Annotated in this window: 23 protein-coding genes, 1 tRNA gene and 1 other RNA gene; 21 read left to right on the plus strand and 4 right to left on the minus strand. The window is 40.5% G+C overall.

The window, feature by feature from the left end; all coding sequences use genetic code 11:
* Positions 1-71: 71 nt before the first annotated feature.
* Positions 72-233: non-coding RNA, 6S RNA (gene ssrS / locus AAHH40_RS07670), on the plus strand.
* Between the two features lie 197 nt (positions 234-430).
* Here the strand turns inward: ssrS and AAHH40_RS03280 are convergent.
* On the minus strand, positions 431-778 hold the full coding sequence (locus tag AAHH40_RS03280) for a hypothetical protein (RefSeq protein WP_342220692.1): 348 nt from the start codon (positions 776-778) through the stop codon (positions 431-433).
* Between the two features lie 42 nt (positions 779-820).
* Positions 821-1576, minus strand: a complete 756-nt coding sequence (locus AAHH40_RS03285; protein WP_342220693.1) for a pteridine reductase — start codon at positions 1574-1576, stop codon at positions 821-823.
* A gap of 24 nt (positions 1577-1600) precedes the next feature.
* Here AAHH40_RS03285 and AAHH40_RS03290 point away from each other — a divergent pair, with 24 nt between their 5' ends.
* From AAHH40_RS03290 to AAHH40_RS03365, 16 genes are all read left to right on the plus strand, one after another.
* Positions 1601-2782, plus strand: coding sequence for a class I SAM-dependent methyltransferase (locus AAHH40_RS03290; RefSeq protein ID WP_342220694.1), 1182 nt, complete (start codon positions 1601-1603; stop codon positions 2780-2782).
* 53 nt (positions 2783-2835) lie between these two features.
* A complete protein-coding gene (locus tag AAHH40_RS03295; RefSeq protein ID WP_342220695.1) occupies positions 2836-3054 on the plus strand; it encodes a hypothetical protein in 219 nt (72 codons plus the stop codon).
* Between the two features lie 19 nt (positions 3055-3073).
* Positions 3074-3643, plus strand: coding sequence for a Dot/Icm secretion system protein IcmQ (icmQ, locus tag AAHH40_RS03300; protein ID WP_342220696.1), 570 nt, complete (start codon positions 3074-3076; stop codon positions 3641-3643).
* A gap of 63 nt (positions 3644-3706) precedes the next feature.
* Entirely contained in the window at positions 3707-4834 is a 1128-nt protein-coding gene (gene icmP, locus AAHH40_RS03305; RefSeq protein ID WP_342220697.1) for a type IVB secretion system coupling complex protein DotM/IcmP, read from the plus strand.
* Positions 4835-4977: 143 nt separating this feature from the next.
* Positions 4978-7335 carry a TraM recognition domain-containing protein gene (locus tag AAHH40_RS03310; RefSeq protein ID WP_425287976.1) on the plus strand — a complete coding sequence of 786 codons (2358 nt, stop codon included), beginning with the start codon at positions 4978-4980 and terminating at the stop codon, positions 7333-7335.
* 12 nt (positions 7336-7347) lie between these two features.
* On the plus strand, positions 7348-7869 hold the full coding sequence (locus AAHH40_RS03315; protein WP_342220699.1) for an OmpA family protein: 522 nt from the start codon (positions 7348-7350) through the stop codon (positions 7867-7869).
* Between the two features lie 155 nt (positions 7870-8024).
* Entirely contained in the window at positions 8025-8252 is a 228-nt protein-coding gene (locus tag AAHH40_RS03320; RefSeq protein ID WP_342220700.1) for a type IV secretion protein IcmL, read from the plus strand.
* A 28-nt stretch (positions 8253-8280) separates the two neighbouring features.
* Positions 8281-8919 (plus strand): type IVB secretion system apparatus protein IcmL/DotI, encoded by a 639-nt coding sequence (locus AAHH40_RS03325; protein WP_342220701.1) that lies wholly within the window; start codon positions 8281-8283, stop codon positions 8917-8919.
* A gap of 5 nt (positions 8920-8924) precedes the next feature.
* Positions 8925-9875: a DotH/IcmK family type IV secretion protein gene (locus tag AAHH40_RS03330; RefSeq protein ID WP_342220702.1), complete on the plus strand. Its 951-nt coding sequence runs from the start codon at positions 8925-8927 to the stop codon at positions 9873-9875.
* A gap of 8 nt (positions 9876-9883) precedes the next feature.
* On the plus strand, positions 9884-12244 hold the full coding sequence (locus tag AAHH40_RS03335) for a TrbI/VirB10 family protein (RefSeq protein WP_342220703.1): 2361 nt from the start codon (positions 9884-9886) through the stop codon (positions 12242-12244).
* A gap of 37 nt (positions 12245-12281) precedes the next feature.
* Positions 12282-13001: a hypothetical protein gene (locus AAHH40_RS03340; RefSeq protein ID WP_342220704.1), complete on the plus strand. Its 720-nt coding sequence runs from the start codon at positions 12282-12284 to the stop codon at positions 12999-13001.
* A 5-nt stretch (positions 13002-13006) separates the two neighbouring features.
* Positions 13007-13627, plus strand: coding sequence for a hypothetical protein (locus tag AAHH40_RS03345; RefSeq protein WP_342220705.1), 621 nt, complete (start codon positions 13007-13009; stop codon positions 13625-13627).
* A gap of 44 nt (positions 13628-13671) precedes the next feature.
* A complete protein-coding gene (locus AAHH40_RS03350) occupies positions 13672-14106 on the plus strand; it encodes a type IV secretion protein IcmD (RefSeq protein ID WP_425287969.1) in 435 nt (144 codons plus the stop codon).
* A 263-nt stretch (positions 14107-14369) separates the two neighbouring features.
* Positions 14370-14783, plus strand: coding sequence for a type IV secretion protein IcmD (locus AAHH40_RS03355; protein ID WP_342220706.1), 414 nt, complete (start codon positions 14370-14372; stop codon positions 14781-14783).
* A 3-nt stretch (positions 14784-14786) separates the two neighbouring features.
* Entirely contained in the window at positions 14787-15389 is a 603-nt protein-coding gene (icmJ, locus tag AAHH40_RS03360) for a type IVB secretion system protein IcmJDotN (RefSeq protein WP_342220707.1), read from the plus strand.
* A gap of 10 nt (positions 15390-15399) precedes the next feature.
* The gene (locus AAHH40_RS03365; protein WP_342220708.1) at positions 15400-18423 is read left to right on the plus strand and encodes a type IV secretion protein IcmB; all 3024 of its coding nucleotides are present in this window, start codon (positions 15400-15402) and stop codon (positions 18421-18423) included.
* Between the two features lie 131 nt (positions 18424-18554).
* Here AAHH40_RS03365 and AAHH40_RS03370 read toward each other — a convergent pair whose 3' ends face one another.
* Together AAHH40_RS03370 and AAHH40_RS03375 are read right to left on the minus strand one after the other, a co-directional pair.
* Positions 18555-18821: a BolA family protein gene (locus tag AAHH40_RS03370; protein WP_342220709.1), complete on the minus strand. Its 267-nt coding sequence runs from the start codon at positions 18819-18821 to the stop codon at positions 18555-18557.
* Entirely contained in the window at positions 18818-19357 is a 540-nt protein-coding gene (locus tag AAHH40_RS03375) for a septation protein A (protein WP_342220710.1), read from the minus strand. The genes AAHH40_RS03370 and AAHH40_RS03375 overlap by 4 nt, the downstream gene beginning before the upstream one ends.
* Positions 19358-19554: 197 nt before the next feature.
* On the opposite strand from AAHH40_RS03375, the gene AAHH40_RS03380 reads away from it, so the two are divergent.
* The 4 genes from AAHH40_RS03380 (at position 19555) to AAHH40_RS03395 (ending at position 25951) form a co-directional block, all read left to right on the plus strand.
* Complete coding sequence (locus AAHH40_RS03380) at positions 19555-20181, plus strand: L-threonylcarbamoyladenylate synthase (protein WP_342220711.1); 627 nt, start codon at positions 19555-19557, stop codon at positions 20179-20181.
* A gap of 24 nt (positions 20182-20205) precedes the next feature.
* Complete coding sequence (gltX, locus tag AAHH40_RS03385) at positions 20206-21576, plus strand: glutamate--tRNA ligase (protein ID WP_342220712.1); 1371 nt, start codon at positions 20206-20208, stop codon at positions 21574-21576.
* 65 nt (positions 21577-21641) lie between these two features.
* Positions 21642-21717 (plus strand) — tRNA-Ala (locus AAHH40_RS03390).
* Positions 21718-21961: 244 nt separating this feature from the next.
* Positions 21962-25951, plus strand: a complete 3990-nt coding sequence (locus tag AAHH40_RS03395) for a pentapeptide repeat-containing protein (RefSeq protein WP_342220713.1) — start codon at positions 21962-21964, stop codon at positions 25949-25951.
* Positions 25952-25959 lie beyond the last annotated feature (8 nt).

Here is a 25959-nt window from a genome sequence, read left to right on the forward strand (position 1 = left end):
CCTATTCTCTGCCAAAAACAAGCTTCAGGCTTAATTTGCATTATCGGGATTAAAGGCTACACTTGACTATGAAAGTTCCGTTGGATTGCGCTTGAAGTTTGATCCTAAAAGGTTGGAGATAGTCTTGATGCATGGTGTGCATGCCTACTTTAAGTAGGAAGCCTAAAGTGCATCACAAATCGCCATCGTAGCATTGTCGCTTTCAAGTAGATTAAGACACTGACGGGACTTTTTTCTATTTTGTTTCTTAAAACCTTCGTCTTTTGCTTAATTTCTGCGTTGAATCGCTTTTTTCGTTGCTCATGTACCAAATGATCACTCGGCTATTTAACGGATTTTGATTGCCTAATTTCATCGTTAATAATTAATAGTGCACCAATTCCTATAGCTAAAGCGGCTATAATAATTGGCAAGAAGGATAAAAAAATTTTCATTGTTTATTTTTCCTCAATCCTAAATATAAAGATATTATACCTGTGGTTGTTAATGCTGCAGAAGTTAAGGACATGGTCCAAAAATCTATGCCTACATAATGGTTAATAAATACACCTACAACACCTGCTGTAATAAAATTAATTCCTATTTTTCTAAAATCTTCCTTTAGAGCCTTTAAATCAATTGATCTTTCGAGCCTTAACAACACAACATCCTGTATTTTTGTTTTTGTTTTATTATACCTTAATATTGCTAATATTATATTATGATAACAGGTGAGAGAGTAGAAATGAGCCAAGGTATGGTGAAAGAAAAGTCTGTTAAATACATGTTGCTTTCCCATAATACATTCAACAAAGACATTCACAAATTTCTAGTTATTCGATTAATAACCAAGCGAGCGACCGCCATCGACTGCAATAATTTGACCAGTGATAAAATCTGCATGGTTAATCAAGAAAACGGCGGTATTAGCAACGTCTTGTGGTGTTCCGGCACGTTTCAAAGCGTTGCGCGCGACGATTTTTTCACGTAAAGCTTGATTAAATTCAGTTTCATCCTCTGGCCACAATACAATACCCGGCGCAATGGCATTGACGCGAATGTCGGGCCCTAATTCTTTGGCTAAACTCTTGGTGAGCATCACTAATCCGGCTTTGGCAACACAATAGACTGAATAATTTTTTAGCGGGCGTTGGGCTTGAATATCGACGAGATTGATAATGCACCCTTTTTGCTGTTTGAGATACGGGGCTGCGCTTTGTGATAAAAAGAATGGCGCCTTTAAATTGCTCGCCATGACATCTTCCCATACGCTAGGCGTTAGCTTGGCGAAAGGTACGGGATAAAAGCTAGACGCATTATTGATTAAGACATCAAGTTGGCCCCATTGGCGGATGACTTGTTCGATGAGACCCTCTAGCTTGACGGTATCGCGTAAATCGGCACCCAGCGCAATAGCTGAATCTTGTCGTTGTTGGTTAAAGCGCGCACATAGGTCAGAAGCTTGCTGGGCGGATTCTCGATAGTGTATCGCCAAACGCATGCCTTGCTGATGACAATGTCGGGCAATTGCGGCTCCGACGCGTTTTCCAGCCCCGGTTATTAGCACTACCTTACTGTTTGCTTTAGAATCTGACATTGTTTTACCTTAAATAATGTAACAATGATAAAAATACCGCTAGGCTTACCTGTTCCGACTACACCGCTGCAAGCCCAGAGTGAGCAATTGTGTCAATTGATTCGCGAAGAAATACGTCATCAGGCATCGGCCTCTATCAGCTTTGCACGATTTATGCAGTTGGCATTATACGAGCCAGAGCTGGGATATTATACCGCCGCTTTGGATAAATTTGGTAAAGCCGGTGATTTTACTACCGCACCTGAGATTTCCCCTCTATTTGCTCGTTGCATCGGCCGACAGTGTCAGCAAGTTTTCGCAAGCTTAGGTCAGTCTGATATTTTGGAAATAGGAGCGGGTACGGGTCAATTGGCCATCGATTTATTGTTGTTTTTGGAAAAAGAGCAGAGTTTGCCTAGGACCTATAAAATTTTTGAAATCAGTCCCACACTCAGACAACGTCAACAACAACGATTGCAGCAGCACATGCCTCATTTATTTCCTTTAATACAATGGTTAGAGGATTGGCCAGCTATGCCTATTAAAGGCGTAATTCTAGCTAATGAAGTAGTGGATGCCTTGCCCGTGCATCAGTTCCTTTGGACTAAAGATAGTATACAGGAGGTGCGTGTCGGTGTTGAAAAGGATCATTTTAAGTATCATCTGACTCCTATTGATAGCTTGCTCATAAGTCAATTAAGCCAGTTGCAAACGGCCTATTTTCCAGGAGCAAAGGACTATCAGTCTGAAGTATCTACGGGGCTTACTGATTGGGTAAGCAAGCTGAATCAAGCCTTAGAGCAAGGGTTAGTGTTAATTATTGATTATGGTTTCCCCGCGCAAGAATATTATCATCCCGATAGAATGAATGGTACGCTGTTGTGCTACTACCAGCATCGTGCTCATGCTGACCCCTTAAGTTTAGTAGGTCTACAGGATATTACGGCTTCGGTGGATTTTAGCGGCCTGGCACGAGCGGCGCTGCAATCAGGCCTAAAGGTGTCTGGCTACACCTCACAAGCCGCTTTCTTACTTAACAATGATTTGTTACCTCTAATAGAAAAATGTTATGATGAGATATCCTCGATGGATGTCAATCGACAGGTGCATTTATTAACGTCACCGAGTGAAATGGGAGAGCTTATAAAAGTGATGGGCTTGACCCGAAACTGTGAGTTTTCCCCATTAAATGGATTTAAGTTATACGATAAACGGACTCGTTTGTAGGCTGGGTTTATTGAATTAAAAATTGGTAACACATAATAAGGATCAAGTTGACTATGATTTTTTCTAACCGTAAAAATGTTGATAACGATTTTACTGAAGTAATAGAAACGACTTTAGAAAACTTACGCTATTTAAATCGTCGGATTATTAACGTTTCTGAGAAAATACAAAATCCCAATTTAGCTATTGCAACTGATTGTATAAACTCTATGCGGAATGAAATCCAAACAGTGACTGTTTGCGGGTCTACTCAAACTTTTCACTGTGGTTAATTTTCTTGAGACTTAATTTATGCTTCAGACTGAGCAAGAAATTCAAGTCGCTTTAGAAATAAAGAAAATATTAGATGAAGGAATAGCAGCGGGTCCATGGCAAAACAATTTATTTTTAAAAGGGATTAAGAAAAAACTAGAAGAGATACGCGATGACTTTGTCACTAAAGTCGGTTTAGACCAACATCATGGGCAAATCGCGAATGATTTGCTAGCCGCTAATAGTTTTGAAAACACAGAGGTGTATATTGCGCTTTATCAATCCCAAGGCAGCAATATGAATAAATGGCAAGAAGTTGTCGTTTCATTAGTTAATTATACCATGGGACGACCGATTTATTACAATGAAACGGATGTCCGTGCAGCGATTCGTTTAAACGATAGAAATTTAAATCATGCGTACGTTATAGTAAATGTGCCTAGCGATGCGATTCTGGCCGACGAGGACCTAGGCGGCCGTACCGATCGCGAGGGGCGTAAGTTAATTAGCTTATCAGAAGCGGCGATACAGCTGAAGAATATCGTTCGCTTAGTACATGCGACGGGACAATATAAATTAGTTAGAAATTTTTTAGTAAAAGAAACTTGATTCGAATAAAAAAACATACTCCAGCAACTCAAGTGCGAAGAGTATAAAAAATAAATAACAATTATGGCCGCTCCAGCACAACAACAGCAATCCGGAGATAATTCACTTGCTCCATTGTGGATCATTTTATGTATCTTTCTTTTAGGATGGTTGCTTTGGGCCTTTTTTCACACACAAATCGTTGCCTTTGCCCTACAGATTAAATTCTGGGAATCGCGTTTAATTTCATTCGTCTTGCCTTCCATGGCGCAGCTTCCAGCGAGTATCCATCATTTAATTCCCGCACAAGTAGTCTTTCCACAATTATTAGATATTAGCCATGAAATCGGTAGTTATTTACGTTATCCGATTATGGTGATCCTCGTCGTATTAGCGTTAATTATTTATTTTAGCCATATTAATTTACAATTTAAAAAGTTTTATAACATGGGCACGCTCGCAGAGGCAGAACGGAAAAATTGGCCACAAATTTCGCCGGTCATTAAGCTTGATTTAGTCAAGGAAGATATTGATAAAGGGCCTTGGGCGATGGCGCTATCACCGATGCAATTTGCTAAAAAATATCAATTATTACAGGAAGAAAAAATCATTCCTTCCATGACGATGACTGCAAAAATTCATAATCAAAGAACGGTGACTATAAAAAGAGAGGCGGCACATCACGTTTTCGTCATGCAATGTGGGGAGTATTGGCAAGGTATCCATTATTTAAAGCCAGCGACTAAGGCTTTATTTGCCGTGTTTGCTGCAAGAGCCAACCGCGATCGCGATGGCGCATTGAAATTATTATTACAAATTGCCGAATCGACGACAAAGGGACGACTGGATTTTTCAGGGGTTGATGCCTTATTAGAAAAACATAAAAATAATAAATTAGTCCAACGCGTGATGCAGAGTCATGCCTATGTTTTAACGGTAATGGCCTCGATGTTAGTCTTAGCAAGAAAAGAAGGGGTTTTAGCGACGGCGGATTTTTTATGGCTTAAACCGACGGATAGATTATTGTGGTTTATGTTAAATTCGGTGGGTCGTCAAACCTCTTTTGCAGAAGTAAGCGGTCCCTTTGCTCACTGGAATGTTGAGAGGGCAATGGGCAGAAGACTCATGGTTCCTATGGTAGATGAAGCGGTTAATGGTTTAGAAGCCGCGATTAAAGACATACTTTATATTCCTGATGCGGAAGAAGGGTGAGAAGTATATTATCGTCATTGCGAGCGCGTAGCGCGCGGCAATCTAGAAGATACGTAAACTGTGAATGGATGGCCACGCTCACTTCGTGAGCTCGCCATGACGGGTTATTAATAAAGCTGAGAGTTGATTACGGTATGGTAGCTATAGCACGTGGTTTAGAACAAAAACACGAACAAGATCCGCGTAAGTTATTACGAGATACGCGTACGCTATCGCAGCGTTTTGTCGACTTCTTCAAAAATCCTTCTGCAGTGACTATTTTATTAGTCGGTTTTGCTGCAGGCGCATTTATTATTCCTACCATTGCCGATATTATTTTTCTACTCGGAGTCCTGTCATTTTTTTATGCATATACACGTAAAACCAGTTTACCGTTTCGGATGCCACAACGTTCGCATAAATTAGATCATAACGATTTAAAAGCCGGAAGTAATAAACCACAAAAAGCACGTGGTATTTGTTTGTTTGGTAACGAAATATCGAGTGGTGAAGAATTATGGTTTAGCAACGATGATATGCGAACGCACTGTTTAATCTTCGGCTCTACCGGCAGTGGTAAAACCGAAGCGTTAATATCGTTGGCGTTTAATGCATTGGTGCAGGGCAGTGGCTTTATTTATGTAGACGGAAAAGGGGATAACAGTTTATTTGCTAAAGTTTTTTCTATGGCGCGTTCGATGGGACGTGAAGATGATATTTTGGTCGTCAATTTTATGACCGGTGCGCGTGATATTGTCGGACCACAAGAAAAACGCTTGTCGAATACCATGAATCCCTTTGCGAATGGTTCTTCGAGTATGTTATCGCAGCTCGTGGTCAGTTTGATGGATAGTAGTAGTAATACACCCGATGGTGATATGTGGAAAGGGAGAGCGATAGTCTTCGTTGAAGCGTTAATGAAACTCTTGGTTTATATCCGTGATCAAGGTGGAATTTTATTAGACGTTAACGTTGTGCGTAATTATTTTGAGTTAACACGCGTAGAAAATATTGTTATTGATAAAATATTTCCACGCGATGGCCAAGAACCTTTGAGCTTAATGGATGTGCCTGAAGTTGTACTAGAACCGATTACCAATTACCTTATTAACTTGCCGGGTTATGACAAATCAAAAAAAGGTAAACAAGTCTCACAAGTATTAGAACAGCATGGGTTTATTACCATGCAGTTAACCCGTGTATTTGGTTCCTTAGCGGATACCTATGGTCATATTTTACGAACCAATTTGGCAGAAGTTGATTTAAAGGACGTGGTTTTAAATCGTCGTATACTTTTGGTGTTATTGCCCGCGTTTGAAAAATCACCTGACGAATTATCCAATCTAGGTAAAGTGATTATTGCTTCCTTAAAGGCCATGTTAGCCGCGGGTTTAGGTGAGGAAGTAGAAGGAGATTACCGCGATATTATTGAACGTAAACCCACCAATTCTTTAACCCCTTATTTATGCGTATTGGATGAATATGGTTATTACGCTGTTCCCGGATTTGCAGTGGTTCCCGCGCAAGCACGGTCTTTAGGGTTTTCCATTGTTTTTGCCGGACAAGATTTACCCGCCTTTCAAAAAGCTTCCAAAGAAGAAGCGGCATCGATAGGAGCAAACTGTAATATTAAACTTTGTATGAAATTGGAAGATCCGCTAGAAACCTGGGATTTCTTTTCAAAAAGTGCAGGTGAAGCTTGGGTCACTAAAGTAGATGCTTTTCAAACGCGTGCTGAAAGTGTGATGAATAATTATGCGGATACACGCAGTGCTTCTTCGGAGAAACGAGCACGTATCGATTTACTCGATTTAAAAGAACAACGTGAAGGTGAAGCGCACATTTTATTTAAATCCAAGATTATTCGTGCGCGATTATTTTATGCAAATCCACGACCGGTGGCACGCATGCGACTTAATCAATTTTTGAAAGTGGGTTTACCGACTAATCGTTATTTGTTAGATCTGCAATCACGCCTGCAAAATTTTCGACTAGTGACTGAGAAAGAACAGTTTTCACTCAATAAACTCGATGAATCGGCCATTATTACTACATTGGCGCAAACCTTATCTGAGCATTCTGATCTCAATCCTATCGCTGCTGCCATGCCCGCCTTATTAGCATTAGATGAACCTATTACAGAGAGCAGTAGAGAAGAAAGTATCATAGAAGAAGAGGTATCATTACCCGTAAATGAGTTGAACGTATTCACTCCCTTAACCGCGACACCGCAATTAACGAGTCTGATGATGGTAGATAATCCAGAGCAATTTAACGCGGCATTTTTAAAACGTGTTGCAACGCAAAAACAAGTTGCCGTGATAGAAAAAGTGTCTGGTAAATTTGAAAAACACGCCAATAGTATTGCCACTGAAATTGTTCAGGATATGGCGTTAGCAACTCATTACCCCCCTGCGCTGAATCATATTTTGCCAGGCACAGAAATGGCTAAAGAGGTGAATAAACTGCTGACAGCTATTAAAAAAGAACGAGAAACCAATGAGAAAAAATCAGATGCCTAGACAGGTTAATTTATGAAAAACCGAATTTTTGTATTATTTATTTTTTTATTGCTTACCGCCTGTGCGAGCACACCCAAAAAACCGCTTAGCCCAGCCGAGCAACAGGCGAATTTGTTAACTGCAATTAGCAAGGGTGGTGTGCGTAGATTGGAAGTGGGGGACGAATTGCGATTAATTCTTCCTAATTCACATTTCTTTGTTAATGGGACTGCTAGATTAAAAGTCAGCTCTTATCCTACATTGAGCCTGCTTGTGACTTTGCTCAATCAGCGGAAAAATTTCGGTATTGATATAATGACGTTCACCCCCACACCCGATTTACAACAGGAAACTTCAGATTTAGCAAAGCAACAGGCCTTAGTTATCGAAGACTATCTATTAGACCATGGCTTAAATACACGAATTATCGTCGCTAGAGCTTGGGATAGACAGGATCAAAGCGAGGAACGAGGGGTGAGATTTGACGGAGATCAACCACAAATCTTATCAACTGAGATAAGAACTCGGCATTTACTCCCGGAAGATAGTGAGTGAGGAGGCTCAATAAAATTTAGGAAATGAATCGATAAACAATCATAAAAATCCTTTTTTTGGGGAAATTAAATAGTGTATTTAAAACTAGCTTTTTCGCCAGATATTGGGTTATAGTTCGTTGAAATAAGGCCAAATTTGACAAAAAGAGGGTCACTGTGGGGAACCGAATTGAGTTGCTTAAATCGCGTAAAGGGTTTTATCGGGATAATTACAACCGAGTTTGTACTGCGCTCTTGCTTACTTTATTTATTATTTTTCTGCTAAGCGCGCTCGATATTTACTTAGCTATTTTTATACCTACACCTGATTTTTATGCAAGTTCTCAAAGCGGAAAGTTAACACGTTTAGTTTCATCAGATTTCCCTAGCACCATACGTAATTAATAAAAATAATTTAAAAATTGAGATGACCATGAAAGAAGATGCCTTACAAGTCGTTAAATTACGTAACGAATTTTATCGGGATAATTATAGAAAAGTTGTCGCCGCTTTAATGTTTAGTTTTTTCGTTATGTTAATTTTGGCTGGCGCCCTATTTTATATCGTTGCACACCCACCTGCGCCACGTTATTTTGCCAGCAGTAATGATGGTCGTATCGTTCCTTTGGTGCCTTTTCCACAACCGAATTTAAGTAATGCTGCAGTATTGGAATGGTCTAATACCGCGGCGACAGCAGCTTATAGTTATAACTTTGTTAATTATCGACAAGCGCTACAACAAGCCGCCGATTATTTTACGCCAGAAGGAAAACAAATGTTTTTTTCGGCGATTAAAAGCTCGAATAATTTGCAAGCGGTGATCAGCAAAAAATTAATTGTTTCTGCGGTAGCGACAGGTGTTCCAGTTATATTGGAGCAAGGCCTATTAGCGGATCGTTATACCTGGAAAGTGCAAATTCCGATGCTGATTACTTTTCAAAGTGCCAGTCAGTTTTCTCAACAAGCAGTGACAGTCACGATGTTGATTGTTCGGGTTTCGACCTTAACATCGCCACGTGGTATCGGTATTGCACAATTTATTGTATCAGGAGGCGGGGGTATAACCGGTTAACAGGTATGTATTTTTTAACTGTCCAAAAAACAATGTTACGCACTATTTTTAATTTTTTAGTGTTAATCGTATTAGTCAATATTTCGGCCGTGTCGATGGCTGCAGAAAACTCAAGCAAACAGGACTCTACTGCCTCTAGCAATTCAGCTGAGACCACTGCCGATAGTAAAGATTCAGTTTCCATTCAATCATTGAATAAAGCCGCTTTTGGATCGATGGCGCAAACCATGCTACCGATGTCAGCTGAGCAAATAAAACGTTTAAGAGAACTATTCAACCAGACCCAAGCAGCCGCTGCCACTACACCGGGTACACCACCCCGTCCCACTATTTCATCGCAATATGTGAAATTAGAACCCGGCGCAACACCAACGGTTATTCGCTTAGCCGAAGGTTATGTGACGACATTGGCATTTCTTGATTCGACCGGTCAACCCTGGCCAGTCGACAATTATGATATCGGTAATCCACAAGCTTTTAATATTCAATGGGATAAAAAAAGTAATCTGTTGATGATACAAGCGACCTCATTATATAACGTTGGAAATCTTGCTATACAACTACGCGGTTTAGAAACGCCGGTGATGGTGACACTGATTTCCGGTCAAAAAGCGGTAGATTATCGAATTGATTTACGTATCCCAGGTAATGGGCCCAATGCAAAAGCCCTCTTAGGTAGAAATTTACCGCAAAGTGCCGATCCCGCCTTATTAAATATTTTAGAAGGTGTTCCGCCAGCGGGAAATACCGTATTAAAAATTTCAGGTGGCCTCGCTCAAGCTTGGTTAGTGGGCGATCATCTTTATTTACGTACACGTTTAACCTTAATTTCACCCGCTTGGATTGCAACCATGTCGAGTCCAGATGGTATGAAGGCATATGAAATGCCTAAAACACCCCTAATTTTGGGTTTTGAAGACGGACAGTCTATCCAATTAAAAGTTGAAGGGTTTTAAATAATTTTATGAAACTTCAATTACAAAATATTACTCGTTTATTTAAAAATATTCGTACGCGTAGCATTATTATAGTAACCGGCTGCATACTTTTATTTGGTTTTCTATATGGTTTCATCCATCTTTCTAAAAAAGCACCCGTCGAAGAGTCGTCAATCCAATTAAAAGGATCTCCAACTAATATCCAATCTGTCCCTGGTGGTTTAGAACAATCGCCGTCTGCCGACTATCAACGTTTGCAAGCACAACAAAATCTGGAACAAGCTTCTATAGCTGAAAAAACCGGTACCAGTTCTATTCCGACCTTATTGGATACCAATCAGTTTAATCTAAAGGGACAGGGTGTTAATGGAAGTTCGCCTTGTCAAGCGATGAATAACGGCTGTACACCTTGTGATGCGTGTGCAAAATATATGGCGTGTGCCGGCGTACAGTCGACACTGGCGCCTATATCCTCGCTACAGCCCAGCCAATTGAAGTCCGGAACCTTAATCTATGATACGCAAGGAAAAGTGATTGGCCATCTGGGCGTTGATGGCAAAGTAAGAGATAGTAATGGACAAATTATTGGCCAAGTAGGACCTGATGGTTTAGTCCGATCAGAAGATGGAACCGTTATCGGTAGTGCTGCAGTTCCTGCGATGGGTGATGCAGTCTATGATGTGGCGGGTCGTTTAATAGGTACGGTAGGTCGAGACGGAAAAGTGCGGGATGCAAAAGGTCGCGTTATTGGTATCGTGGGTCCTGACGGCATCGTACGTAATCTAAAAGGGGCAGTCATTGGAAAAGTGGTGGTTCCCAAGGCTAGCATTGTTATCCCGGCCTATGATAAAAACGGTCATCTGATCGGTACGGTAGATGCCGATGGCAAGCTAAGAGATACCAGCGGTCATGTTATTGGTGAAGTCGATGCGGATGGCACAGTTCGTAATGCTGAGGGCGATGTTATCGGAAAAACCGGTGTCAATATGACCGGCGCCCCGGTTTATGATTCCGAAGGTCACTTGTTGGGCACGATCGGTGCCGATGGGAAGTTGAGAGATGCCGCAGGAAATGTTATCGGTGAAGTCGATGCCAATGGTGTGGTGCGTAATTCAGCCGGAAAAATTATCGGTCATGCTTATTTAAAGGGAACACATGAAAAAAGACATGCTATTCCAGGCACACCCGTTTATGACCACCAAGGTAAATTATTAGGAACACTGGATAGCGATGGTGAAGTACGCAATGCACAAGGAAAAGTGATCGGTAAGTTAGATAGTGATGGTCTGGTACGGGGATTACATGATGAGATTATTGGGGAACTCGGTGCAACCGCGCCCGGCACACCCGTGTATGACAAACTAGGCCACTTAGTTGGAACCGTAGGTAGCGATGGTATCGTTAGAGATGCACAGGGTAAGGCACTAGGAAGATTAGGTGCGGATGGAATGGTTCGCGATGCGCAAGGGGATCCTATCGGCAGTATTACGCCGCCACACAGAAATACGAGTGCTGCTTTATCGACGAACGATAATAATGTGTCAACGACCAATGCAGCGGTTAGTTTAATTCCAGATGCTGCGAACAAACCTAATCCAGAGTTACAGGCCATTTTAGATAGACAAGCGCAACAGATTTCTGCTCAAAAGGCCGATCAGTTACAGCAACAAATGCAGGGCTCGATGAGTACACAAGCCAGTCAATTGTTTGCGGCTTGGGTTTCGCCCAATCAGCAATATGTCGCAGGAAATCCGGAGTTAAATCGTGTCGGGGCTGGTTTAGGTGGCGCATTGTCTGGATCTCCAGCAGGCGCCAGAGCCCCTGCCGTAAAAGCGGGAACGATTATATACGCGGTATTATTAACCGCGGTAAATAGTGATGAGCCTGGCCCAGTACTTGCTGAGATTGTACAAGGCAAATTTAAAGGTGCGCGGTTAATGGGTACCTTAAGCAATCAAGGTCAAAAGGTTTTACTTTCATTCAATACCTTAACACTGCCAAAATTATCCGAAAGTGTGGCAATTAATACCGTTGCTATTGATGAGAATACCGCACGTACTGCTTTATCTAGCGATACCAATAATCATTATTGGTTACGTTACGGGACTTTATTTGCTTCCGCTTTCATACAAGGATATGGACAATCTTTTATCAATTCGGCGCCAAATTATAATTTTTCGCTATTCCCTTCGCCAACACCGGATCAACCTGCAAAAAATAATTTATCCCCGCGCGATAGAATTTTTGTCGGTTTAGGTCAAGTCGGTCTGCAATATTCATCCGTATTGAGAAACATATTCAATACGCCGCCGACAGTAAAAGTTTTTTCAGGCACACCGATGGGGATATTATTTCTTTCCGATTTAGCGGCATTACCGACGAGTTAATTTTTATACTTAAAATATTTTATACAGTGAGGGGATAATGGATAATAAAAACTATAATTCTGATGAAGAATACAAGCTTCAGGATTCAACAACAGAATCAGCATCGCACTTTTCTGGCGCAGCGAATAGCCCCGATCCCGCGTCTGCTATTCTAGAAAAGACGCAACGTCATCATATTTTTTTAATTGTATTCATTATTTTTGCAAGTTTGGGTATTTATAAATTAGTAGGTACATTAATCCATAAAATGCATGCTACACCTAAACCACCCGTTGTCGCGAATGCACAAAAACCCGCTATACCGGTAATCCCAGCCGCCGTGCAAGCTAATATGGCGCTGGATAATCGTTTTAATCATCTAGAGCAAGAACAACGCGAATTACAATCCCATTTGCAAGCTTTTGATTCGGATCTCAGCGATATTAAATCGACTTTAACTGATCTTAATTCGCGACTGGCCGATATGAATGACCAAACTCAACTGTTACGGTCGCAACAAGAAGCTTTTTTGCAAAAACAGCAAAAAAAAGCAACTAAACTAAGCGAAAGGAAAAAGTCAGCACCTAAACCAATATATTATGTGCGTGCGATCATTCCAGGTCGTGTGTGGCTAACCTTACAGGATGGTTCGACACTGACTTTAGGAATGGGAGATAAATTAGCAGGTTATGGTGATATAACAGCGATAGATCCTAATCAGGGAACGATTACTTTAAGTTCAGGGGCCATTATTGGTTACAACCCAGATGATAGATAATTAATATGCGTTTATTTGACAGCAATAAAATTTTACTGAAGAAACAATGGAGGAATATTCTTTTCCTGCTGTCTTGTTTGTTGCTCAGCGGATGTGGTGATAGTGCCAAATATGCTTCTGTTGAACATATGTTGCTAACGATGACGGATCAATTTCCTAATATTTACCGTCTGATTACCGCCTTAGCTTATTTGATGGGTATCGCCTTTATTTTTCGAGGGGTCTATCAATTAAAGGTATATGGCGATTTGCGAACCATGATGTCGGTACAAACCAACTTTAAAGCCACAATGATGGTGTTTTTTGCGGGTACGGCCCTGCTATATGCGCCGACTGCCTTTAAAAGCATGATGTTATCGACGTTTGCAACGACCGACGTGACCGATCCGATGGGTTATGGCCAGGTACATAATCTTTCGACGCTATTAGCCTCACATGCAGTTTTGCTCTTTGTCCAATTAATAGGTACTATCTCGTTCATAAAAGGCTGGGTAAGCCTCACCCATGTATCAAATCCCAACGGGAGGAGTAGCATGGGTAAAGCCGTTACGCATATAGTCGCCGGTCTTTTAGCGATTAATATCGAAGGTACAAAAGAAATATTGAAAGCCAGTTTTGGTATGTGAGTCAGAAAATGCATAGTAGAAACTTAAATGGTTGGAGTGAATAAATGAAAAATAAATTGCTGAATACTAGGCTGATACATCGCATTGTATCTAGTTTAGGTCAATTACCCCTATGGATGAGTGCCTATTTTTATACGAGTGCTGCCCTAGCAGCGGATCCTACATCAAACGATCCTACTTTGGGTAATGTGGCTAGCACAATTACTGGCTCTTTTAATCAACTTGCTAAGTTGATTACTGCCGGTGCTTATATGGCAGGTATTGGTTTTTGTATGGCTTCGATGCTGAAATTTAAAGCGCATAAAGATAATCCTACGCAAATCCCGATAGGAACACCCATAGCGTTACTGTTCATTGGTGCCGCATTGATATTCTTACCGAATATATTCAAAATTGCCGGTTACACGATTTTTGGTTCAACGACTGGAGCAGGTGGTGTCACTGGTACGACAGGTCTTCCAGGAGTAGGTGGTGGATAAAACCTTCTTAGAAGCCTGTGTGTGAGTTAGGGTGTTTATACATAAACACCCTTAACTTATTTTTTATCTAGTAGGAGTTTATTGATTTATTGCTTCGAAATGGGTCATGCTAAAGGTTCATCCTCGTCATTGCGAGCGCGTAAAATATTAATCGTCATTGCGAGCGCGTAGCGCGCGGCAATCTAGATATTCGTTCGCCATGACGGGTGATTTTTTTATGCTATTCTCCTGAATAGAGGAACGATCTAAGGATTAAAAAATGCATGAAAAATAAAAAAAAGGTTTTGGTTAAAACATTAAGTGCCCAGCGCTTAATGTCATTACTAACAGTGATGATTAGTACTTTAGCTTATGCAGCGATGAGTAAAGCCGAAGAGGTGTTGACATTGGGTCAGATGGCCTTAAAGATTACCGAATCCTTTGAGGGTTTAGCAAAACTGATTACTGCCGGCGCGTATATGGCAGGGATCGGTTTTGCGATGGCCTCGATGCTGAAGTTTAAAGCACATAAAGATAACCCTACGCAAATTCCGATAGGAACGCCTATCGCTCTATTATTTGTTGGATCAGCGTTAATTTTTTTACCGCATATATTTATTATTGCCGGTTACACGATTTTTGGCGGGACCAGTGGCGCAGCTGGAATTCATGGTACAACTGGATTGCCGGGTCTTTAAACGATGTATCCTATTAAGTTAAATGTAAATCCTCATGGCTGGCGCCTGTTTATGCAACGTAAGTTGGATCGGCGCTTTGAGGAATTTAGTCAAAAAATTTGGCAACGAGACAAATTTACCTGTCAATTTTGTGGCTTAGAATCAAAAAAACATCAAGAAGTTATTAACTTGGATCAAAATTACCATAACAATAAGCTATCTAATTTAGTGACAGCATGTAGTTTATGTACACAATGCTTTTTTTTAGAATCAGTCGAAACCTATGGCGGAGGCAATTTAATTTATTTGCCTGAAGTATCACAAAATCATTTGAATGGTTTTTGTCACTTATTGTTTACAGCGATGAATAATGAAACCAAATATAAAGAGACTGCACAAAATACGTATCGAAATTTAAAGTTACGTACTCAGGTTCTTGAAGATGAGTGGGGTTCGCAAATGCAGGAACCCTCAATTTTCGGTCAGCTTATCATAGAATCTGAAAGTAAAGGTTTGCTAGATAAAAAAATTTTTAGCGCTATACGTTTATTACCTTCACGCGCAGGATTTAGGTATCAAAGTACAGATTGGTCACGTTCGATAACAACACTTTTACAATTACAATAAAAAAATGGCAATGGCTAAATTTCTAGATTCATTTTTAGATGGAATAGATTCCTTCCTGGCCTGGTTGAGTACCTCACTTAAGCAGACGGTGGAATCCTATTGCGATTTAGAAACCGCCGATAGTCCTAGCGTACTTGTTGCCCATGATGGCTCACTTATTTCAGTCATCCAGATTGTAGGCGTGACGCAACTCATAGGAACGACTGAATTTCAGCGATTGCACGAAGGATTAACGCAGACCTTGCAAACCGCACTTTCACGTTCAGGTCATGCGCTGCAAGTGGTATTTCAATATGATAGACAGGCGGTTCCCGAACTATTAAAAGAAATTTTAGAGCCAGGCAAACAAACCAGTCAACGTTTAAATTTAGATTTAAGTGATTTATTTGCAGAGCGAACTAATTTTCTGGCGAAACATTGTGCCTCTGAAAGTGTTTATTTTGTTTGTTGGACGCGTCCTGCGAGCTTAACCACCGAACAATATCAGCGTTCAACCAAAGATAAACTAAAATTTATTCGCGAAAAAAAAATTCCTCCTTCTACATTGACACAAAATGTCATTGCGGCTATTCCTGATTTACGCGATACACACGATGCATTTATTCGTTCGATACGCCATGATTTGGCGGATTTAAATATTGCTGCCAATTTATTAGAAGTACATGATGCTTTGCATGCGATACGTTCGGTGGCTGATCCTGCTTTTACCGATAAAAATTGGCGCGCGGCATTGCCCGGCGATAAAATTTCGTTGAAAGAATATGATCGCTCGCGCAATACCATCTCCGATGTGTTATGGCCTTCACTGGCGCGCCAAGTGCTACCACGTGATGCCGAGAATTTAGATTTAAGAACCGTGCGCTTTGGCGATAAAATTTATTCTTGTGTTTTTATTGATCTGTTGCCGAAAGAAATAAAAACCTTTAACTCCTTACTACAACGTACTTTATCCGCAAGAATTCCATGGCGCATCTCATTTTTTATAGAAAGTGATGGTTTACGTTCTATTAAATTACGATCGGTATTGGCTTCTATCTTGAGTTTCTCATCGGCACAAAATCGCTTACTAAGTGATGCGAATAATTTATTACAATACGTCTCTATTAATACTGATGATGCCGTGGTGAGATTGCGTGTAGCGGCATGTACTTGGGCGCCCGAGGGGCAAATAGGTTTATTACGCACACGCGCAGCAGAGTTGGCGAAAGCCATCGAAGGCTGGGGTTCTTGTGATGTCTCTGAAGTTTCCGGCGATCCATTTGGCGGTCTCGCTTCAACGCTGTTAGGTATTTCAGCAGAAAGTGTTGCGACACCGACGATACTGCCTTTTTCGCAGGTCGTTTATATGTTACCGATTACGCGACCGGCATCGCCCTGGAAAACCGGTGCCCAATTATTTCGTAGTCCTGATGGTAAACCGTGGCCATTTCAACCGGGTTCTAGCGAACAGACCACCTGGATCGATCTGATTTACGCACGTCCAGGTTCAGGAAAATCGGTATTATCCAATACGTTAAATTTAGCGCTGTGTTTAGCAGGTGGTTTACAACGTTTACCCCGTATTGCGATTATTGATATTGGACCTTCAAGCAGTGGTTTAATTTCTTTATTGCGAGAGGCGTTACCGATAGCGAATCGGCATTGGGTGGCGTATCACCGTTTGCGCATGACAGCGGATTATTCGATTAATCCATTTGATACGCAATTGGGTTGTCGTTACCCGACACCACAAGAACGTAGTTTTTTAGTTAATTTTTTAACATTATTAACCACGCCGTTAGGTGCGGTGAAACCTTACGATGGTATTTCCGATATGGCCGGTTTGGTCATCGACGAGCTTTATAAAAATCTATCCGATGAAGGCATGCCTTATCCTTACACAGCGGGTATTGAACCTTTGGTTGATGGAATTTTAGAGGAAATGGGTTTTATTCCTGATCAGCGTACCACTTGGTGGGAAGTCACCGACGCCTTATTTATTTCTGGATTTCCACATGAAGCGATGTTGGCACAACGCTATGCCATGCCTTTGCTCGCTGATGCAGCTGCCATTTGTCGTACACCTATCATTGAAGATCTGTATGGAAAGATTACCGCGCCGACCGGCGAAAGTTTAATTAATGCATTTGCACGTATGATTTCTGGCGCCATACGCGAATATCCGATTCTATCGCGCGTGACGCGTTTTGATTTGGGCGAAGCTAGAATAGTCTCATTAGATTTAGATGAAGTCGCAAAAAGCGGTGGCGATGCTTCTGATAGACAAACCGCTGTCATGTATATGTTGGCACGTTATGTACTTGCGCGACACTATTATTTGAGTGAAGAAAACTTAAGTGATATTGCTAGCCAATATCGTGATTATCACAAACAACGTATTGCCGAGTTGCGTGAAGATCCTAAACGTATTGTATTTGATGAATTTCATCGTACCTCAAAAGCAAAAGCAGTTCGCGATCAAGTGATCGTGGATATGCGTGAAGGTCGAAAGTGGAATGTTCAAATTGCGTTACTCTCTCAATCCTTAGATGATTTTGATGAAGTGATGGTTGAGTTCGCTACCTCGATTTATATTATGGATGCAGGTCCTGCGCAAGCAGTGGAAAAATCCGTAGAAACCTTCGGTTTATCACCCACCGCTAAAGTTGCATTGCGCACGCGTGTGCACGGTCCACGTGAAGGCGGTGCGACCTTTCTTGCGCAATTTGCTACGAAAACAGGTATGAATACGCAATTGTTGACCTTAACCTTAGGCCCTATCGAATTATGGGCGTTTAGTACCACCGTAGAAGATGTGAGTTTACGTAACCGACTGTATCATCAACTAGGACCGGTAGAAGCGCGACGCGTATTAGCGCGCCTATTTCCAAACGGTAGTATTAAAAAACTGGTAGAAAGACGGTTAGCCGGCATAAAAGAAGAGCATGGCGTCATTACAGAAGATTCTAGCTTAGGAATCATTGAACAAATTGCTGAGGAAATTTTAGTTAATTATCGCAAGGATCCAGAGTTATCGTCACAGACGGTTAGTTAAATACGGATCGATGTTATAAGTTAGAAGCTTAATAACCATCGTCATGGCGAGCGAATGGAATGAGCGTGGCCATCCATGGATTGCCACGCACCTACGGTGCTCGCAATGACATAAATGGGCGTTAATAATATCTATGGAATGATTTCTATTCTTAAGGCATGAATTTCATTACCCATCGTATCTCCAAGCGCAGCATAAATAAGCCGATGGGATTCAACCAAAGGTTTATTTTTAAATAAGGGCGAGGAGACCCGTACGGCAAAATGACCCGCGCCTTCTTCTGCATGACCTATATGTTGATCACCCTCATCAATGACTTCTAAAAATGTCGGCGCGAGTGACTGATAGAGTTTTTTCTGAATCGTAGCGGCGGTATCGAGTGCAAAATTATTTTTCATGTTTTTTCATCGGATCGAATATAGCGCGCTAAATAAATAGCTTGCACGAGTATAAATATAAATGTAATTCCCAACAGTCCAAATAACTTAAAATTTACCCAAGTATTGGTATCAAAAGTATAAGCGACCCATAAATTAATTCCACCCATTAAGGTGAAAAAGATGATCCAATTTCTATTTAAAGATGACCACAGGTGTGCGGGTAGGACAATATTAGTTTCTAACAGATGCTGAATTAAAGGTTTTTTGCCAAAATATTGAGTCACCAATGCGCCGCAAGCGAGCAACCAGTAAAGGGCGGTGGGTTTCCATTTTATAAATAATTCATTATGCAATAACAGCGTGCCACCCCCAAAGAAGAGGATGAGGACTAAGCTAATAAGTTGTATACTAGGTACCGTACGGTGTTTAATCCAGTAGATGATTACTTGTAGTAAACTGATAATAATAGCAGCCGCGGTTGCTACATAGATGCCAAAAAGCTTATAAGCAATAAAAAAGACAACTATAGGCAGAAAATCGACGAGTAAGCGCATTGAATGAAAGTAGTAAAGACTCGATACCCCTTAGTATACTCACAGTAATTGGGTTTTTGTCAAGGCGCCGCGAAAATGAGCAACCGGAGTGTATTATACATACATGAGGATTGCGAGTTGAGCGGCAACACAGACAAAAATTCAAGTACGAAGAGTATATATAACAGTATGAGTTGTTTAGAAATAGGGTTAGTAATGTGAGCCAGTTTCTCAAGATCCATCCGGAAAATCCGCAGCTGCATTTAATACGGCAAGCGGCGAATATGTTGATGAAAGAAGGGGTTATTGTTTATCCGACGGACTCGGCTTATGCCTTAGGTTGTCAATTGGGTAATAAAAAAGGCATACAACGGATTAGACAGATACGACAGTTAAAAGACCAACATTGCTTGACTTTGCTATGTCGCGATATTTCGGAAATGGCGCTGTTTGCCCAATTAGAAAATCCTATTTTTCGTCTTATAAAAGCTAATACGCCGGGTCCTTACACCTTTTTATTACCCGTCACTTCACATGTCCCACGTTATTTAGTCAATGCTAAACGTAAAACCATCGGTATCAGAATTCCTGATAATAAAATTGTGCATGCGCTATTGGAGATGATCGATCAACCCTTAGTGAGTACTACGTTGATTTTGCCCGATTCGGATTTACCTTTGCTAGAACCTGAAGCCATCTGCGATATTTTAGGGAAGCGTATAGATTTAGTTATAGATGGAGGTTTTTGCGGCTTAGAGCCGACGACAGTCGTTGATTTATCCACCAATACACCAGAAATTATTCGTTGCGGGAAAGGGGACGTTAAACCTTTTCAATCTATTTGAGTATATAAAAAATAAAGGTTATTTATGAAAGTTCGTACTCGTTTCGCACCCAGTCCTACCGGTTACTTGCATATCGGCGGTGTCAGAACAGCGCTGTATGCTTGGTTATACGCAAAAAAACAGCAAGGCCAATTTATTTTGCGTATAGAAGATACTGACACCGAACGATCGACCGCAGCAGCAACGGATGTTATTTTGCAAGGCTTAGAATGGTTAGGTTTGGATTATGACGAGGGTCCGATCTTTCAAAGTCAACGTTTAGCCCGTTACCAAGAAATCTTAGAACAATTGCTAAATGAAGGTAAGGCTTATCGTTGCTATTGTTCTAAAGAACGTTTAGCTGAATTACGCGAAAAGCAACTTGCCGAACATCAAAAACCCCGCTATGACGGTTATTGTCGGGATAGAACATCGATATTGCCCAATCAAAGTTATGTGGTGCGCTTTCGTAATCCTTTAAGCGGGGAAGTAGTTGTCGACGATCAAGTGCACGGGCTAGTTGTTTTTCAAAATAGTGAATTAGATGATCTCATTATTGCGCGTAGCGATGGTTCACCGACCTATAACTTTACCGTAGTCGTCGATGATAATGATATGCATATTACGCATGTGATCCGTGGCGATGATCATTTGAATAATACACCCAGGCAAATCAATATATTATTAGCATTAGGCGCACATTTGCCGGTATATGCGCATTTACCAATGATCCTAGGTAGTGATGGTAAAAAGCTTTCTAAAAGAACCGGTGCGGCCAATATTTTAGAATATCGGGATCAAGGTTATTTAGCCGACGCCGTTTTAAATTACTTGGTTAAATTAGGTTGGTCGCATGGCGATCAAGAAATTTTCTCCCGTTCAGAAATGATAGATTATTTTGACTTGACGCATTTAAATAAAGCACCGGCAGCGATTAATCCCGATAAACTCATTTGGTTAAATCAACATTATTTAAAAAGCGATGACGCAAAACAAATTGCTCAGTTATTAGCTAAAGAATTCCAACGGTTAAATATTTACACACAAAAAGGGCCAGACTTAATTGACGTGGTACTTTTGCAGCGTGAACGAGTCAAAACATTAACTGAGATGGCCGAGAAAAGTAATTACTTTTATTTAGCACCTAGCTTGGATAAACAAGCTATTTCAGAAGACATAGTGGGTATATTAAGAGTTTTGCAGGATCGATTGCAGATGCTAAGTGTTTGGACGGACGAATCGATACATCATGCATTAATCGAAACTGCTACTGAACTTTCTTTAAAATTGGGTAAAGTGGCTCAACCTTTACGTTATGTCATGACCGGCTCGAATGTATCACCGCCGATTAATGCGACATTACGCGTGTTAGGAAAAGCAGAAGTTTTAGCCAGGTTGAAACGTGTGCTAGATTGAACTTGTTTAGGTAGCATGCAATCCGTAGTTGACAGCATTTTGTGCTGCGGTAAAATGCTCGGCACGGGGCTATAGCTCAGCTGGGAGAGCGCTTGCATGGCATGTAAGAGGTCAGCGGTTCGATCCCGCTTAGCTCCACCAATTAATCAATACCTCTATATCTTTCATACTTCCCCGAAAATTTCCGTGCAGGCTTTCGCCTCATGCTAAGATTATTTAAATTTCATTTTTTTATATATATTTTTTAAATAAAATAAATTTAATTTTAAAAATATATAGTATACTTTTAATCCTAACTAGGATTATATTAGAAATTCTAAATAGAAAAATAGTTGTAAACTAAAATCAAGTTACAGGATTTATTATTAATAACAAGGAGCATTTTATGAAAAATTTTAATCGTACAGCAATACAATTAAATTTAAATAGTATCGATGAACTTCAAAACTATTTACAAGATAATCCTCCGCGAACCTATCATGCAATCTCAAATGGAATAGTCTCTACCTTGTCATTTCCCGAGCCAGAGCCTGAGATAGCAGCACAATTGTTTAAAAAATTTTTGGTCGATTTGAAATTAAAAGACTTTAAAGGATGGAACCTTACTACGGTCAATTTTGCACAAATTGATACTGAAATTTCGATGAAAAATAATAAGTCCGATGATTTTCCTTCAGTATTTAGCCATTTAGATTTTTCCGAAGCAGATTTAGCAGGCGTACAATTAAGTCATTTAGATTTTTCTGGCTCAAATTTTACTCGAGCTAGGTTAAAATTCGCAAATTTATCAAATGTTAACTTAAATGGCACTAGTTTAGTACAAACAGATTTTTCTGGCGCAGACTTATTTAACACCTCGCTTGGTTTCGCACAAGGCAGTAAAGCGAAATTCAAAGCAGCAAATTTAATAAATTCTAGTTTTCACTATGGAGACTTCAGCGAAGCTGATTTTACACGCGTTAATTTAACCCATAGCTTTTTCCTGAATATAAACCTCACAGGTGCGTATTTAGTACAAGCCGATCTTTCTAAGACAACTTTCATGTGGAGCGTACTTCAGCATGCTGAGTTATTTGAGGCTATTTTGACTCAAGCAGACTTAAGCAATTGTGACCTTAGCGCTGCAAATTTAGAAGGTGCTTATTTAATGCATGTTAACTTACGCAATGCTACGCTAAACCATGCTAGGTTACAGGAAGCAGTATTGATGGATAGCGATTTACGCTATGCCAAACTCAATAACAGTAACTTAGTAGGAGCAAAGCTTGAAAACGCTAATTTATCGGGCGCCCAATTAAATACCGCAGATTGTCAAGGCAGTATATTCGCCGGTGCTAATTTAACAAAAGCAAATTTAGATGCGAGCAATTTACAACACGCTGATTTATCGAGAGCAATTTTAAAAGGCGCCTCCTTAAAGTACGCTAATTTGGCTGACGCTAACTTTAGAGGGGCTAATCTAGAGGAGGTTGATCTGGAAGGCGCCAATATAACCCGAATGAATTTACAAGGCGCTCATTTACAAGGTGTACTCCTCAATGGGGTCGACAATTTTTTTATTGTTTCTAGATTTTTTGAATGGGAGAATCTAAAAAGAGCTAATCAGGAAAAATATCCGATTATTAGTTCTGAGTCGCAAAAAAGTCGCGGAGAAGATTTAGCCGAACGATGCTTGCCCTTACCGGCTCATAGGAGTCCTCCTTTTAATTGCGAAATTTCCTGGGAAGCTATTGAGAACTATGCTTTCAGATACCGTGATACCTGCGATGTAAAGCAAATTGTTGTGAGTAGCAGGGAGTTTCTTTGGAGTCTTAGCGAGCAGGACCCACCCATGCAATCATTATGGTTGCAGCTAGTCGATACGCTTAATATTTCTGGCCCAGCAACTGATCAAGCTAAGGTACGTAGCCTAATCCATTATGAGAAGCTAGCGCCTTTACTGTTAAAACCGATGCAAAACCTAGAGATGAATGCACGGCAATTAAGCAATGATCCCGTGCATGCGGATAGCGTTTCTATTCCTGCCGCTGATTTTTCCAGTATCGAATTACTCAACACACTTAGATCGGTAATAGATAGTGACCAAGCGAATAGACTACAATTTTCATTTAACACGACACTTCTGAATTTAAATACGATTTCTTTTCAAGCTTTAGATCAAATCGCTCCCCACCCTCGCTATACTATAAGCTTTGATTTTCTATCCAATGAAATAAGAGCAGTGCTGGGTATAATTCAAAGTATTTCTATCTATAAATGGCCTTCAGCAACACAATTTATATTCTCCTATCACTTAAAACCAGGCTTCAGTTTTAACGAACAGCAAATGAGTTGGCTGCGTGGCATTCTCAATACGACGCAATATTCACAACTTTCGGAGCGTTATCTTGAAATTTTCAAGCCTTGCCAAACCAGCTGCTTTAATCTCACCTTAGTGGACAGGGACGTCATACGCCACACAGTTGTCAATCTCATTAACCCATCTATTTTTGCTAAACCGATAGAAAATTTCACTCGAAATTTAACATCAATTTTGCCCAATAAGACCGTTCTTCATTTCAAAGATGGTATGAAATTGATGCTTGATGATAAAAAAAATAGGCTTGGTTATGCTAAAAGTAATCAGTCGGTAGCAAATATTATCCAGACCTATGTTGATGCAGCACACCGTCTTAATATAACTTTGGTCATCGCTAACCATGCAACGCGTGAGCTGATCACGATAGGGTATAAGAAACAGGAAGCCATGCAGAACGATCTCGTTTATAAAAGTCATCTGTTTGCTAATGGTGATGAAAAAAACATTATGATCAATTCAGGGACTTATAAATTAAATATTACGCAGTTCCCTTTACCCGACGTGGTTCTGACTGCGCGTCATCAAGCGGCGCATAGTATTTTAGATTTTCGAAACTTAGCTCAGCAAATTAAACAAGGCTTTAATACAACGCTACAGGTTGCAGTATCGACTGAAAGGAACGATTTGATACTTAAGCATACGATGTTAATGTCTAATCAACAAGATATCCCAGTCATTTCTATTCGCTTGCAAGATGCATTGATTGATCGTGCCTATAAAAATCTGCAGATTATTTCCAATACGGCACCTACAAAAATAGTCGGTCGTGGTTTTAACATGCACTTGCAGCCTTTTCCTTTACAACTTAATGCGACCGATGAGGCTACTTATTTCGTAATGACTAAAAAGATAGAAGCAAATACCGCTATTTTAATACCCAGAACTATCGATCAGCATTCTTTTTTTCGTAATGGAGATGATCTGGTATTGACTAATGCATTCAGTCCGCTTTTAGAAATAAATAGACTTTGCAATGTTGTGTTACATAACTTTTATCAAGAATCTTCTAAAGCGATCACTTGCTCACTGGAGTTTATTAACAAAAAGATAATTCTCCGAGCAGAGCGAGCAAAAATCTTTAATGCAACGGAAACTTGGAGCAATGCATTACTCCAGCATAAAGAAGACTTATATGCGGCTATCTACAAAGATTTACCTCCCATGTCCTATGCTGTTGGCCCGCGAGTATGGCCATGGGGACAGCCAAGCCGGATTTGTTATAGTCGATATCGTCGTTCCATTAATTTGCCGGCAGAGGCGGAATCTAGCAAGCGTGAGGATTACCAATTGAGTGGCAGCAACACCGGTAAACATTCAAGTGCGAAGAGTGTACGGGAGAGGGCGTATGACTTTTACGATAAGTATGATCAAATGAAAGTAAAACATGCACCTAAAACAGATAAAAATAAACCTAAGAAAGATATATCGATATTGCAACCTAAACTAGCTTCAAGCTACGCCGAGCGTCAACCATTTACCGAAAAACCAATCCACATGACTCCTCCCAGTAGCAAATCTATAAAATATGATCATCATATACATAAAAGAGGCGAGATATCAGAAAAAACGACTAAAAAACCAAGCTTTGAGCAAGTGCTTGCTCGTAATACTCAATCGAAAAATAGCCGACAATTTTTTTCTGCATCACACAAAAGACCGACGCTATCTGCTCCGCTTCGGATGGCTCCCATGTTAATGGATAAAAATTATAAACAGCCGTTTAACGCTGAAAGTTCCATAAAACAGCCTATCACTCATCAATACAGCGGATCTCATACGAAACAGCCAGCGATATCTCGAGTGTCAGCGCCCATCGACGTATCGAGTAATTTATTTGCCGTGCATGTATTGGTTAAGCTGGCTAATCGAGGAAAATACCAACCTGCACACTCTTCCACAACAACAACAAACTATCAAAAAATAGAAAGACAAAGCGAAAAAATACAAGCTAAGATTTATAAAGAGCCTCGTATGGAAAGAATAGAAATAAAAGCGCAGGGTTTTAATTTAAGATAGACACATGA

The organism is Rickettsiella endosymbiont of Miltochrista miniata (genome assembly GCF_964031245.1).
Classification (GTDB): Bacteria; Pseudomonadota; Gammaproteobacteria; order Diplorickettsiales; family Diplorickettsiaceae; genus Aquirickettsiella.